Below are 15,046 nucleotides of genomic sequence, written 5' to 3'. Positions count from 1 at the left end.
CAGGAGTGATAGAACGATGGTAAGCGAAACAGTAAAGATAAAAAATCCTACAGGACTTCATCTGAGACCGGCAGGTTTGTTCTGTACCACTGCAATGAAGTTTGAAAATTGCTCTGTGACATTTAAGGCAAGAAACGGAAAACTGGCCGCCAATGCGAAGAGCGTGCTCAGTGTGTTGGGAGCCTGCATAAAAAGCGGAGATGAGATTGAGATCTTCTGCGAGGGCGAAAATGAAGAAGCGGCACTGGCAGAGATGGTAAAGATCGTGGAAGATGGTCTGGGAGAGTAAAAACACCATAAAAGGTTGCAACGAGCACTAACCTTTGAGCGGCACTGTAAATTAAGTGGCTAAAAAAGCAAAAAGTCAGGCATGCAAATGTGTAGAAAAACACTCGCATGCCTGATTTTTTGCTTAATCATAATATCCGCCGGTATCTTCTTCATCGGAGGAGTCATTATAGTCAGAACCGCTGTCGGAACTGCTGTCCTCTTCATCGGAAGAATCTGAAGGATCACCGGAGGAATCCTCGTTGTCGGAAGAGGAAGAATCGTTGGTGGTATAATCTGCCGGATCTACTCCGGAAAGATAAATGATGTCGTTACTGATCTCCTCCACCAAGTCGGAGGGCTTGTAATCTTTGTCTCCGAAAAGGAACTGATGAAGCTGGGAGACATTGTCGGAAAATCCAATGGGAATAACATAGGAGCCATCGTGGTTGCGCACACTTTCGGAAGTCGTGACGTCAAAAGGAAATCCCTTGCTCTCCCCGATACTGTATTTCAGACCGTTGGCGGCCAGACCCATAAAATTGGCGGCGGTCAGATTGGTGGAAATTTCTGGAAGTACCTGATCAATGATACGATTTAAGGTGGAAATATCGGCGGCCTGTGCTTTCTCTGCAATCTTCTGGAGTACCAGACGTTGACGTTCGGTTCGCTTGAAATCATCACCGCTAGTGTAACGAATTCGCGCGTAGGCCGTAGCCTGGATTCCGTTTAAGGTCTGGAGCCCGGCGGACTCAATTCCCAGAGAATCTTTACCGGTGACTTTGATATTTTCCACGGTATACGCATTCACATAAGGAACTTCTTCTTCGGTTACATCAATCTCAAGTCCTCCGAGGGCATCGATGATGTCGCTTAAGGCGTTGAAGTTGACACTGATGTATTTCTTGATATCCAGATCCAGATTTCGGTTCAGCAGTGCGATGGCTGCTTCCGGTCCACCGTAAAAATAAGCACTGTTTGCTTTATCATAGGTGTCATCATCCTGTTTTAAAAGGGTGTCTCGGTAAACAGACAGAAGTTTGACTTCTTTGGTCTTGTTGTTGATACTGGCGATGATGATACTGTCGCTTCGGGCGCCTTTTTCCAGTTCGCCTTCTCTGGAATCCAGACCGAAAAGTGCAATATTGGTGTAATCACCGGTGTCCTGATAAATATCCAGATTCTTTTCATTCAATGGATTATAATTCATCAGATCTAATTTTAAAACAACAAAAGCAGCGACACCAAGGACTGCAAGAACCAGAAGCTCTGCAAGGATCAGGATCAGTCGTCTGCGTTTTCTCTTTCGTCGTAGAAGGGCGCGCTCTTTGGGAGTGAGCGGTCTGCGTCTTCTTTTTCTGCTCATAAAGGACCTCCGTTTCGGTTTGAAAACATATAGCAAATCATGCATAACACAGGGCTGGTAATACAGAACTGAAAACGCATGACTGCAAAGAATATATTGGATATTATTACCTATTTCAGATGGAAAGTCAAATACACGGATAAAATGGGCAAAATTTGGAAATGAAAGTGGGAAAATACAGACAGGATAAAGCGGAATGAATGAAAACGGTGGAAAATGTCAGGGGTTTGTGGTATGCTTATCTTTGTATAAGTGAAACTATGTCTTCACTTGAAAGGAGAGTAATCTATGAAAAGACGGGTAGTAGGTCTTCTGGCAGCATTGATTCTGGCATCGGGACTGCAGATGAGCGCAGGGGCGGAAGATCTGACAAACGACTATATACTTGGAAATAGCAGCCTGAATCTTCTGAATGGAGGTGTTTTTTCAGAAGAGGATCTTAATATAGAAGACTATACAGGAGGAGCATCTTACAGCAGTATCAATGTGTTCACGGATCATATTTATTATGTGGCAGATGATACCAAGATTGTACAGGTGGATCGCTCCAGTGGAGAGAGCAGGGTATTGTATCAGGTAGAGGCTGTGATCTCCCGGATGTTTGTGGTCAATGATAAAAAGGCTTATTTCATCCAGAATGGAAATGCTTACTGTTATGATTTTGAGGCAGAAGAGCTGATGGCCTTGCAGGAGACCGGTGACGTTCAAAGTGTGATTCCGACTCCATACGGAGAAATTTACGAACGGGGGGAAGCCTTCCACTGGGATGTTTATGCCGGAGAGAATCAGGTACTCCATGATATTTATCAGTGTTACACGGAGGATGGCAATCTGATTGTAACGATGGACCATAAGGAATATCAGGTCTCTTTGGAACGGCTATTTGCTGAAGATTTTTCCAGTGCGGATCTGTCCGAATATGTGTATGAGACGACACCTGAGAGTGAGATCAGTCTCCACAGTGAGGAAGACGGAATCTGTGAGGAATGTGAAAAGAATGCAAAGAATTTTACAGAGGCAGACTATGAGGCATCACTGGCTGCAGAGCCAGGAGAGGAAGCCACCGCTTCGGATGAAGTTTCTGCCTATGCAATGTCTGATCTGAGCAAGGAACAGCAGAACATCGTGAATCGTGCAGAGGAACAGGCAAAGGTGACCTGGACACCGTTGAAAAATGTATCCGGTTGGGATGGGGATTATACGTTCCGGGCCGGAAAGACTTATACAGGAATTCCTTACGGACAGCCTGTCTATGCAAAATATGTTCCGTATGACGCATCCATTGCCGAGTTCCAGAATGCAGTGAAGGATGGAAACAGCAAATTTTATACAGATCGTTCGACTTTTAACGCGTCAGCACCATATTACTCTTCCGACTGTAGTGGATTCGTGTCTTGGGCATGGGGACTTTCCAGCAGACATTATACAGGAAGTATTGCCTCTGCCGGAAAGAGAATCAGTGGAACGGATTCCGAGATCCTGTACAAACTTCAGGTGGGGGACATGCTTCTGAAAGCGGGAAGCCATGTGGTTCTGGTGGAAGACGTGGTCTACAAGAGTGGGCAGTTAAAATCTCTGACGATCATTGAACAGACTCCACCGATTATCAAACGTACGGTATACGGTCAGGGTGGTACCAAGACTTTACAGCAGTTTTTGAATTATTATCATCCGGCAAGCAGTTATCTGGCATACCGTAGCAACAAAGTGACGGACGATAATAAAAATTCCAGCGATGCGGGAAATGGACCGGTAGTAGATACGACACCTCATGTGGTTTATAGCACCCATGTGCAGACCTATGGCTGGCAGGCTGAATCCAAAGATGGAGAGACTTCTGGAACCATCGGAGAATCAAAACGACTGGAAGCCATTAAGATTTCTCTTAAAAATTACGGAAATGTATCCGTTACATATCGGACCCATGCTCAGACCTATGGTTGGTTGAACTGGGTGAAAGATGGTTCCTTATCCGGAACGGTCAATGAGTCCAAGCGATTGGAAGCCATTGAGATCAAACTGGAAGGGACCGATGCTTCCAAGTATGATATTTATTATCGGGCCTATGCCCAGACCTATGGTTGGCTTGGCTGGGCAAAGAACGGAGAGAGTGCCGGAACGAAAGGACTGTCCAAGCGACTGGAAGCGATCCAGATCAAGGTCGTACCGAAGGGATCGGCAGCTCCGGGCAGCACAGACAATCGATTCGTAGAACAGGCAGACGGAGCTCCTTCTGTCGAGTATCAGACGCATGTACAGACCTACGGATGGCAGAATGTGGTAAAAGACGGAGCCACAGCCGGAACCAGCGGGGAGTCCAAGCGCCTGGAAGGCATTAAGATCAATGTGGCAAACAACAGCAAAGTCTCTGTGAAATATCGGACCCATGTACAGACCTACGGTTGGATGGACTGGGTAACAGCCGGGCATCTATCGGGAACCAGTGGAGAGTCCAAGCGCCTGGAAGCCATTCAGATTGAACTAACCGGAACGGACAAAGATAAATACGATATTTACTACAGAGTCCATGCACAGACCTACGGCTGGCTTGGCTGGGCAAAGAACGGAGAGAGCGCCGGAACGGAAGGGGCTTACAAGCGCCTGGAAGCCATCCAGATTAAGATCGTGGAAAAAGGAAAGGCAGCACCGGGAAGTACCAGCAACCACTTTGTTAAACTGACCAGTGCAGATCTGCCGCAACTGGAATTACAGTTCCAGACCCATGTACAGACCTATGGTTGGACAGGCCTGACCACAGGAACCAGCGGGACTTCTGGAACCAGTGGACAATCTAAACGACTGGAAGCTATCAAGATCCGTCTTTTAAAGGGAGACAGTTCCAGTGGAATCGAGTACCGGACTCACGTACAGACCTATGGTTGGCAGAGCTGGGCGAAGAACGGAGCGTTGTCAGGAACCAGCGGAGAGTCCAAGCGACTGGAAGCCATTCAGATCAAGCTGACGGGAACCGCAGCACAGAAATACGATATTTATTACCGGGTACATTCTCAGACTTACGGCTGGCTTGGCTGGGCGAAGAACGGAGAGAGTGCCGGAACGGAAGGAAAGTCCAAACGACTGGAGGCCATTCAGATCAAGTTGGTGAACAAAGGGGGAGTTGCACCGACTTCAACCACCAGCAGTTTTGTGAAATAAAAGCAGGGAACCAGGAGTGTGAAACAGGAAGAAACATAAGGGGAGAGCAAAAATGAGACAACGAGAACACAGGAAGAATCTGTTTAGAATGTTCGGAAAACGCAAGGGAGATGCAGCCATTCTTTTGGGAATGGCTCTCTCCCTTGTGCTGTTTTTCGGAGAAATTCATGTGGTATATGCAGAAGAACAACCAAATGGCAGTAATCTGTCAGAGCGGGAAATCTATGTAGTAGATGAAAATGGAAATTACAGTTTGTTGGAAGATCGCGTGGATCCGGCAGTAACAGATGCAGTAACAGATGGAGCACAATCCGGAGTAGAAAGCGGAGCCTTAGATGAGGATCAGGACGAAACCACGGATGGAACTTCGGAAGAGGGGGTTGCAGTTCAGAGTGCAGACGCGGGTAGCGAGATAGAAGCACAGGCAACCGGGGTAAAGATCGTCAATTTCCGTGCAAAAGCTAATGGCACGGCAGTCTCCGCAAACAGTACGACGGATTTTAAAGAAAAGGATACCAATTACAAAGGGTATACTTGTGGTGCTTATGGGGCAGATGCCATTTATCTGGGCATGGAGAACGGCCAGGTCAAATTCATGTTGGGTGGAGTCATTGGTCTGGTGAATGCATCGGAAGTCCAGATCGTGGCTTACAACAGTTCCAGAAGTGTCAGTTATTATTATGTGAAGAACGGAAATCTGTACCATAAAGTTGCAATCAACCTAAATGATAAAAATGCGGGCAGTATCATCAATCTGGGAGCGGCACCGTCCGGCCTGTCTCAGGGTGTAACCTATTACAGTTATGATGGGCATTACTTTTATACCGATTATACGGTGATGGCATCCGATTACCAGAACAATACCAGAAATCGTTCGGTGAATCCATCGGCACCATATTATAATTATTTTCAGTATCTGCCATTTCGAAGTAAAACCACATATACGGCAGCCGAGTTGAATCAACTGATTCAAAGCAAGACCAGCAGTGGAAAAATGTTGAATATGGGAAATATCGCCATCAATATGCAGAATACCTATGGAGTCAATGCGCTTGCGATCGTTGCAATCGCCGGAAACGAAAGCGGTTGGGGAAGAAGCAATATTGCACAGAATAAAAATAATTTATTTGGGTTAAATGCCATCGACCGGTCACCTGGTGCCAGTGCCAATAGCTATGGAAGTGTAGATGCCTGTGTGAAAGATTTTGCAGAGACGTATATGTCCAAACGTTATTTAAGAGCGGGATATATTTATTACAAGGGTGGATTTCTGGGAAATAAGGCGGCAGGAATCAATGTGAGTTATGGATCGGATCCTTATTGGGGCGAAAAGGCTGCCTCGATCATGAAGAGCCTGGATTCGGCAAAGAGGGATCTGAACCAATATACCATCGGAATCAAAGATTTTTATAATTTTAACCATACAGATCTGAATGTGAGAAAAGAAGCAAGCACTTCATCCGCGAAAATTTATTCCACCGGTTTGCAGTCTGGATATGCGTTCCGGATTCTGGGAAGCTCCGGAGATTTTTACCAGATCCAGAGTGATCCGGTATTGAATTCGGACAGAGGTTCGATCAATACTGGTTCGGGAAATTATTCCTATGATGGAATGTATGGGTATGTGAGCAAGAACTATGTGAATGTGGTCATTCAAGGGAAGAATCCTGGGAACAACGGAAATGATGGCGATCAGGATGATGGAAGTCTGGCGGTAGCCTATCGGGCACATTGCCAGACCTACGGTTGGATGAATTATCAGAAAAATGGAGCCAGTGCCGGAACCAGCGGAGAATCCAAGCGAATGGAGGCATTGCAGATCCGACTGCAAAATGCTCCCTATTCCGGTGATATCGTTTACCAGACCCATTGCCAGACTTACGGCTGGCTTTCTGAAGTGAAAAATGATGCTATCGCTGGTACGGTCGGTGAGTCCAAGCGGGTAGAAGCTATCCGAATCAAACTGACCGGAGAGATGGCAAAGCACTATGATGTGTATTATCGGGTGCATGCGCAGACTTTCGGTTGGATGGGATGGGCGAAAAATGGAGAGAGCGCCGGAAGTGCCGGCTATTCCAAGCGACTGGAAGCGGTACAGATCGTACTGATAGAAAAGGGCAGTGCAGCACCGGGTAGTACAGCCAATGCGTATCGTGAATCCACACCGTCGGTGGCATATCAAACCCATGTGCAGACTTATGGCTGGCAGGCTTTCGTGGCAGACGGAGCTACAGCGGGAACGACCGGAAAATCAAAACGGTTGGAATCCATCGTTTTGAAACTTCAGAATAAGCCGATGTCAGGGGATATTCAGTATAAGACGCATGTGCAGACTTATGGCTGGCAGAATTGGGTGAGTGGAGGTCAGCAAAGTGGCACCACCGGAAAGGCAAAACGACTGGAAGCCATTCAGATCAAATTAACCGGAGAGATGGCAAATCAATATGATGTATATTACCGGGTGCATGCTCAGACTTATGGCTGGCTCGGATGGGCAAAGAATGGAGCAAGTGCCGGAACCGAAGGACTTTCCAAGCGACTGGAAGCGATTCAGGTCGTATTGGTGAAAAAAGGCGGTGCGGCGCCGGGAAGTACAGCAAATCCATTTGTGAAAAAGTAAGAAATAAAAGAAGTAACAAAAGCGAAGCGGGAAAAGGAGAGACGGATGAAAAGAACAATCGTGGCACTGTTATGCGCCTCTATGGTGTTGACCGGATTCAGCGGGGCAACCGTATGGGCACAGGAAAGCAAAAATGTGGCAGTGCAGGAGGAGACAAATCAGGAAGCGGCAAATTCGGTGACGACCGATACAGAAGAAGGCTCACAAAATACAACCCAGGATCCATCCCAGACTTCCGGACAGGATCAGAACACCGGAGATACTCAGGGTTCCGGACAGGATCAGACTACCGGAGAAAATCAGGAAACGGGCAAAGATCAGACTTCCGGTGGCAACGCAGGAAATGCAGACGCTTCACAGACGACCGGCACAGAGTTTACAGAGGACAAGGACGGAAACCAGACAGGGGAAGAAGGACAGACGCCTGAAACACAAGACGCGAAGGAAGAAATCGCAGTTGCGGCAGAAGGTGCATCTATCCGCTACCAGGCACATGTGCAGACCTACGGTTGGATCAAGGAAGTCAAAGACGGAAAAGAAGAAGGAACCACCGGACAGAGCAAACGTGTGGAAAGCATGAAGATCAATGTGGACAGTGCGGTGGACGGAAACGTAGAGTATCGTGCGTTCATTCAGGAAGTGGGCTGGACGGACTGGAAGAGCAACGGAGCAGAAGTCGGAACCACAGGACAATCCAAACGACTGGAGGCTCTGCAGGTACGTTTGACCGGAAAACTGGCAGAACAGTATGATGTATATTATTCGGTGCATGCGCAGACTTACGGTTGGCTTGACTGGGCGAAAAATGGAGACACCAGCGGAACCGTCGGTCTGGATAAGCGACTGGAATCCGTGAAAATCGTACTGGTTGCAAAAGGGGGACAGGCCCCGGGAGCCACTACGACCCCGAAAAAAATTCAGGATTCTATCGTATACAAATCTCATGTCCAGACTTATGGCTGGCAGGACTGGGCCGCAAACGGAGCACTCAGCGGAACGACAGGACTCAGTAAACGAGTAGAATCCCTGCAGATCGGCGTGAGAAGTGAAACAGATGGCGGCATTTCCTTCCGTGCACATGTACAGGGAAACGGTTGGACAGACTGGAACAATCAGAACTACGGCTCCGTCGGAACGGTGGGACAGTCCAAACGGCTGGAAGCCATTCAGTTAAAACTGACCGGGGATCTGGAACAGAAATATGATGTGTACTATCGGGTACATTGTCAGACCTACGGCTGGCTTGACTGGGCAAAGAACGGGGAAATGGCAGGAACTTCCGGCTATGCAAAACGAATTGAATCCATCCAGATTCAGCTGGTGCCAAAAGGTGGAGCGGCTCCGGGAGCCACTACCAGACCGAGCCGGGAACTTAAAGGCGTCTCCTATGATGTGTATGTAGAAGGAAAAGGCTGGGTTCAGGCAGAAAATGGAGCAGAGGCCGGAACCACCGGAGAAGGAAAGAGAATGGAAGCCCTGCGTATGTATGTAGGGGATGGAACATATACCGGAAGTATTCAGTATCAGACGTATGTACAGACTTATGGTTGGCGGAATCTGGCAACGGCAGGAAATGTATCCGGTGCAGAGAACAGCGGCAAACGAATGGAAGCGTTGAAGATCAATCTGACCGGCGAACTGGCAAAGCACTATGATGTGTATTATCAGGTGCATGTACAGACCATTGGCTGGTTGGACTGGGCGAAAAATGGGGAAGTCGCAGGAACCTATGGACAGAGCAAGCGTATTGAGTCGATCCGTGTGAAATTGGTTGCAAAAGGCGAGGCGGCACCAGGCTCCACAAATGTCCCGTCCTATGCAAGAAATGTATCCCTTACCACTTTTGTACAGGGAGTTGGATGGATGAAAGCGGATGGGAATGGGTTCAGTGGAACCACCGGTCAGAGCCGGCGGATCGAAGCGTTTAAATTATCCGTGACAGATGATCGGTTTAAAGGTGGAGTGAAATACCAGGCATATACCCAGGGAACCGGATGGAATACAGAAACCGGAAATGGAGCAGAGGCCGGATCAGCCAACAGTGGCAAACGGGTGGAAGCCATCAAACTGTCACTGACGGATGAACTGGCGCAGCATTATCATATTTATTACAGAGTCTACGTGCAGACCTATGGCTGGCTTGGATGGGCAGCAGATGGTACGGAGGCCGGGACCGCAGGACTGGGCAAACGAGTGGAGATGATTCAGGTTCTGGTAATACCCAAAGTTCTTCCGGCACCGGGCGTCTTAAGGGATGCTTACCGTGGAAATGCTTATGGAGTGGACGTGTCTGCATATAACGGAAATGTAATCTGGTCTAGCGTGAAGAATGCAGGAAATGAATTTGCCATGCTTCGGATCACAACCAGAAATAACCAGGTAGATGCGACGTTTGAGCAGAACTATAATCAGGCAATTGCAAATGGAGTGCGTGTCGGTGTATATAAATATGGGTATGCGACTACGGTGGCACAGGCGAAGGCGGAGGCACAGTCTGTGATTCGAACTTTAAACGGAAGAAAGCTTTCTTTCCCGGTTGCTTATGACGTAGAAGATGCGACACAACAGGTACTTGGGAAAGAAAAATTGACCCAGATCATCGATGCATTCCAGAAAGAAATCGAGAATGCGGGATATAAATTTATGATTTATTCGAATACTAACTGGTTGAATAATTATATCGATATGAACCACTATGCAGATGAAGATGTATGGGTGGCAAGATATCGAAGCTTCGGACTGGGACACGGTTATGCCGGAAAAGGAAATGTCACGATCTGGCAGTTTACCTCCAAGGGAAGCGTACCGGGAATCAGCGGATACGTGGATCGGAATGTGGCGTATAAGCTGTATTAGGAGCGATAAAATCAAAAAGAATAATCAAGATTGATTGAAAGAACAGAAAAAACAAAAAGAAGAGACAATAAGGATAAGGGATCAATTGCAGGGAGTGGTTGGTACCTTATCTTTATTTTAAGGCGTACGGAAGTTCCTGATCTTGTTGTAAAACTTAAATTGTGATATACTTTATATATTATTACGCGAAAAATTGATTAGATAGAATGATACGAAGAATGTCAACAGATATGAGAGGAGTATTATGGTAAAAAGTTGGAGACGAAGAATCGGCATACTGGCCGGAGTCTTTCTTATGGGAGTTAGTTGCGTTTTCCCAACAGTGCAGGTTCATGCGGAGAATGAGGTAGAGACGCAGGCGAATGAGTCGGCCATGGTCAGTTATTCTACTCATGTTCAGAAAAAGGGATGGATAGAATCTGTATACAATGGAGAATCTTCCGGAACCACAGGTTCCAGTCTGCGGTTGGAGGGCCTGAAGATTCAGGTGTCTAATATTAGAAATTATTTCGGAAATATTGAATATCGCAGTCATGTACAGACTTATGGTTGGGAAAAAGACTGGAAGAAAAACGGACAGGTCTCAGGTACAGTTGGACAGTCTAAAAGATTGGAAGCAGTCCAGATTCGTCTGACCGGACAACTTTCAGAAAAATATGATATATACTACCGGGTTCACTGCCAGACCTATGGCTGGCTTGGCTGGACAAAGAATGGAAAACCGGCGGGTACCAGTGGTTATTCGAAACGGTTGGAAGCCATTCAGATTATGTTGGTGGACAAAGGAACCGGGGCACCTGGTGATACGGGCTATTCTTATCTGAGTGCGGATACAGGGGTGCAATATCAGACGCATGTACAGACTTATGGTTGGCAAGGAATGAGGACGAATGGATATGAGTCCGGGACTACAGGGCTGTCTAAGAGACTGGAAAGTATCCAATTATCTTTAAAAAATCAACCATATAAGGGCAATATAGAATATCAAACGCATGTGCAGACTTATGGTTGGGAAAAAGACTGGAAGAAAAACGGAGAAAAATCGGGAACGGAAGGGCAGTCTAAACGACTGGAAGCAATCCGTATCCGACTGACCGGAGAGATTGCGGAAAAATGTGATGTCTATTATCGGGTACATGCACAGCATTATGGCTGGCTTGGCTGGGCTAAAAATGGAGAAGAAGCCGGAACCGCAGGATATTCCTATCGACTGGAGAGTATTCAGGTGATGGTATTGCCAAAGAATGCCAGAACTTTTACAGAAACGAATGCATTTGTAGAAAAAGGAAACGGTGAAAACCAGACAGTATCCGGAACATGGAGTCTGTCGCAGATTCAGAGCAGCGCAGGCGGAAGCGTTGCAGTCAATACGGAGCTGACACTTTCCTCAGCCTTTACAGGAAATGTAAATGGAGTACAGACCACCTATTCCTGGAAGAATGAGACAACCGGAGAAAGCGGAGAAATCGCGACAGTCGGAGCGAAAGAAGAAGTAAAATGGACGCCTACGGTTTCCGGAAAATATGTGATTACGGCAACGGCACAGGATGCAAACGGAAGAATCGGTTCTAAGCAATTAACCGTACAGGTAAATCACGGAGTAATCCTGAAGAGTGATGCATTCTTTACGGCACACCGCGGACTTCGTGGAAAAGCGCCGGATAATTCTATCCCGGCATTTACACTTGCCGGTCAGGCTGGATTTGATTCTATAGAGACTGATGTAAATGAGACAAAAGATGGCGTCTTTGTGTTGTCCCATGACAATAATCTTTCCAACATATGTGGTGTGAATGTAAATATTTCGGATTTGACATATGAGGAATTGTGTAATTATTCCAAGTACAATATCAAGACAGGAAACGGAGTAGGAAATTATAATAATTACGAGCGACGAATCCCAAGATTGGATGAATTCCTGGACATCTGTGGAGAATATGGATGTATTCCTCAACTGGATACCAAGAATCTGAATTCCTTTGACAGTGTGAAAGAGCTGTATCAGATTTTGGTGGAACGGGGAATACAGGACGATGTGATCGTGACGTCCTTTAATAATCTGTATTTACAGTTATTGAGGGAAATGAATCCGAATATTACGCTGACATACGGAATCGAATCTGCGCAGACCACAGATATTGAATGGTTGAAGAATTATAATGTGGGAGTATCGGTGAATTGTCGGAATCTGGTAAACGGGGATGAAAAAGCATACGTAGATTCGGATATCAGGGTGAATATTTATTCGGTGAAGGATAAAACCTCTCTGGGAATCTTAATGGATCGCGGAATTACTTCCTTTACAGTGGATAATGTAATGTGGGATCAATAGAAGGTCAATAAAAAACGGAATAGAAAACGATTTATTAGCAGGCTGTATTCTCAGGAATATGGCCTGTTTTAAAAATAAGAAATTAAGAAAGGATCAATTGAAAAAAGCAGAGAAAAACCTGTACAATATCTAAGGCGAGGGGTATACTGAGGGTGTTTGTGAAAGTCGGAATGATTCTTATAGAATAGGGAGAAAAGCATGAATTTAAAATACCGCATGAATGGTAAGAAAAATAAAAAAACAGAAAAGGACAGCACGATTTCCTATGAGATTGAAAGAATAGAAATTGTGAAAAATAACATGGTGATTCAGGGCTGGGCAATTTCTACAGAAGGGTCGAAGGATGTTCGATTTAGGGTGGAAGATTCCAAGGGAGAGTCTGTAAAGATAAAAGTTACACGGAAAACAAGAAGGGATGGTGTTGAATCTGACTTTGGAGTATCTGAAGAAGAAAATTGTGGTTTTAAAATTGAATTTGAGACAAGCGAAGAAACTGAATATAAATTCTATATTACAGATGGAATCCGAAAAAAAGAAATCAGCATAAACGGTGACAAAATTTTGAAAAAACAGAAAATGCGTGATGGAGTCTCTTTTATTCGAAGGTCTCTGAAATATATGAAACCGGAATATGCAAAAAAAATGGCAGACTATATCCGGAAATATGGGATGAAAAACATAAAGCAATATGTCAAAAGAGCTGTAAATAAAACGGGAAAACCTTATGAAGAATGGTATGAAGAGAATAAGGTGACAAAAGAAGAATTACAGAAGCAAAGAGTAATGGTATTTGAGAAGCAGCCATTGATCAGTATTGTGGTTCCGACCTATAAAACGCCAATCAATTTCCTGAGAGAAATGATAGAGTCCGTTATCTCTCAGAGTTATTCAAACTGGGAGTTATGTATCGCTGATGGAAGTGAGGGGGATGTAGAAGTAGAAAAAGAACTGGAAAGATACCATCAGCAGGATTCCAGAATCAAATATAAAATCCTGGGAAAAAATCTTGGAATCGCAGGAAATACAAACGGTGCATTAGAACTTGCAACGGGAGAATACATCGGATTATTTGATCATGATGATCTGCTGACACCGAATGCGCTGTATGAAGTGGTAAATGCATTACAGGAAACGGATTATGATATCCTGTATACAGATGAAGATAAGATAACCGGAGATGGATCAAAGCATCTGGATCCGAATTTTAAACCGGATTTCAGTATAGATTTGTTCCGTTCTAATAATTACATTACCCATTTTTTTGTGGTGAAGAAAGAAATTGTGGATAAAATTGGTGGATTTTGCAGCGAGTATGACGGAGCGCAGGACTATGATCTGATGTTTCGATGCATTGAAAATGCAACGCAGATTAAGCATATTCCTATGATTCTCTATCACTGGCGGGTTCACATGAATTCAGTTGCAGGAGATCCGGCAAGTAAGATGTATGCATATGAAGCCGGGAAAAAAGCGATTGAAGATCATTTGAAGAGAATGAAGATTGATGCAACGGTAGAGCATGCGGAACTTCTGGGAATGTATCATGTAAAATATGCAATACATGGCGACCCGAAAGTGTCGATTATTATTCCAAATAAAGACCATGTAGCAGATCTGGACAAATGCATACGTTCCTTATATCAGGTGAACTCCTATAAAAATTTTGAGATAGTGATTATCGAGAACAACAGTGAAAAGAAAGAAACCTTCCAGTATTATAAAAAGCTGAAAAAACAACATGAAAATGTGAAAGTTGTTATCTGGGAGAAAGAATTTAACTATTCAGCGATTAATAACTTTGGGGTGAAGTCTGCAGAAGGAGAATATTTATTATTCCTGAATAATGATACGGAAATGATGACAGAAGATGCTCTGGAAGAAATGTTGGGATGTTGCATGCGTGAAGAAGTAGGTGCTGTAGGTGCAAAATTATTATATGCAGACGATACGGTTCAACATGCAGGAATTGTAATCGGATTTGACAATTACGCGGGTCATGTCAATATGAAAATTGGAAAAGACGAGTTTGGATATATGGGACGTGCGAGAATTAACTGCAATTACAGTGCGGTAACGGCAGCGTGTATGATGACAAAAAAAGATCTGTTTGAACAGGTCGGTGGTTTTGATGAACAGTTCGTCATTGCCTGTAACGATGTGGATTATTGTCTGAAGTTACGAGAGTTAAACAAACTGATCGTGTTTAATGCATTTGCAGAATGGCATCATTATGAATCGAAATCCAGAGGATATGAGGATACGGAAGAAAAGATAGAACGTTTTGAAAAAGAGAAGAAAAAGTTCCAGAAAAAATGGCAAAAAGTATTAGATGAGGGGGATCCGTTTTATAATAAGAACTTCCCGATTACGGAAGCCCCATTTACGCTGGGATAAAAATGGAAATGTATTAAGGAATAGAGTGCCCATCATAGTTGTGATGGGGACTTTT

At 45.0% G+C, this 15,046-nt stretch carries 7 protein-coding genes; 6 read left to right on the top strand and 1 reads right to left on the bottom strand.

Annotated elements, in window-relative coordinates; translation table 11 throughout:
- Positions 1 to 16: 16 nt before the first annotated feature.
- Entirely contained in the window at positions 17 to 289 is a 273-nt protein-coding gene (locus tag KGMB01110_RS02705) for an HPr family phosphocarrier protein (RefSeq protein WP_117603861.1), read from the top strand.
- Between the two features lie 123 nt (positions 290 to 412).
- Here the strand turns inward: KGMB01110_RS02705 and KGMB01110_RS02700 are convergent, their stop codons facing one another.
- Positions 413 to 1,633 (bottom strand): LCP family protein, encoded by a 1,221-nt coding sequence (locus KGMB01110_RS02700; RefSeq protein WP_117603862.1) that lies wholly within the window; start codon positions 1,631 to 1,633, stop codon positions 413 to 415.
- 288 nt (positions 1,634 to 1,921) lie between these two features.
- On the opposite strand from KGMB01110_RS02700, the gene KGMB01110_RS02695 reads away from it, so the two are divergent.
- From KGMB01110_RS02695 to KGMB01110_RS02675, 5 genes are all read left to right on the top strand, one after another.
- Positions 1,922 to 4,789 carry a hypothetical protein gene (locus KGMB01110_RS02695; RefSeq protein WP_119297482.1) on the top strand — a complete coding sequence of 956 codons (2,868 nt, stop codon included), beginning with the start codon at positions 1,922 to 1,924 and terminating at the stop codon, positions 4,787 to 4,789.
- Between the two features lie 52 nt (positions 4,790 to 4,841).
- Entirely contained in the window at positions 4,842 to 7,409 is a 2,568-nt protein-coding gene (locus tag KGMB01110_RS02690; protein ID WP_119297481.1) for a glucosaminidase domain-containing protein, read from the top strand.
- A 45-nt stretch (positions 7,410 to 7,454) separates the two neighbouring features.
- Positions 7,455 to 10,265 carry a GH25 family lysozyme gene (locus KGMB01110_RS02685; RefSeq protein ID WP_119297480.1) on the top strand — a complete coding sequence of 937 codons (2,811 nt, stop codon included), beginning with the start codon at positions 7,455 to 7,457 and terminating at the stop codon, positions 10,263 to 10,265.
- Between the two features lie 244 nt (positions 10,266 to 10,509).
- On the top strand, positions 10,510 to 12,597 hold the full coding sequence (locus KGMB01110_RS02680) for a glycerophosphodiester phosphodiesterase family protein (protein WP_119297479.1): 2,088 nt from the start codon (positions 10,510 to 10,512) through the stop codon (positions 12,595 to 12,597).
- Between the two features lie 198 nt (positions 12,598 to 12,795).
- Entirely contained in the window at positions 12,796 to 14,991 is a 2,196-nt protein-coding gene (locus KGMB01110_RS02675) for a glycosyltransferase family 2 protein (RefSeq protein ID WP_170141682.1), read from the top strand.
- The last annotated feature ends 55 nt before the right edge of the window (positions 14,992 to 15,046 follow it).

Source organism: Mediterraneibacter butyricigenes (assembly GCF_003574295.1).
In the GTDB taxonomy this organism is placed as follows: Bacteria; Bacillota; Clostridia; order Lachnospirales; family Lachnospiraceae; genus Mediterraneibacter_A; species Mediterraneibacter_A butyricigenes.
Note: the sequence above shows the minus strand (reverse complement) of the source record. Positions and strands in the feature narration are given on the sequence as shown.

Excerpts from the sequence above, each read along its gene's own strand:
- KGMB01110_RS02685 (WP_119297480.1), top strand. The coding sequence starts at position 7,455 with ATGAAAAGAACAATCGTGGCACTGTTATGCGCCTCTATGGTGTTGACC.
- KGMB01110_RS02690 (WP_119297481.1), top strand. The coding sequence starts at position 4,842 with ATGAGACAACGAGAACACAGGAAGAATCTGTTTAGAATGTTCGGAAAA.
- KGMB01110_RS02680 (WP_119297479.1), top strand. The coding sequence starts at position 10,510 with ATGGTAAAAAGTTGGAGACGAAGAATCGGCATACTGGCCGGAGTCTTT.
- KGMB01110_RS02695 (WP_119297482.1), top strand. The coding sequence starts at position 1,922 with ATGAAAAGACGGGTAGTAGGTCTTCTGGCAGCATTGATTCTGGCATCG.
- KGMB01110_RS02675 (WP_170141682.1), top strand. The coding sequence starts at position 12,796 with ATGAATTTAAAATACCGCATGAATGGTAAGAAAAATAAAAAAACAGAA.
- KGMB01110_RS02705 (WP_117603861.1), top strand. The coding sequence starts at position 17 with ATGGTAAGCGAAACAGTAAAGATAAAAAATCCTACAGGACTTCATCTG.
- KGMB01110_RS02700 (WP_117603862.1), bottom strand. The coding sequence starts at position 1,633 with ATGAGCAGAAAAAGAAGACGCAGACCGCTCACTCCCAAAGAGCGCGCC.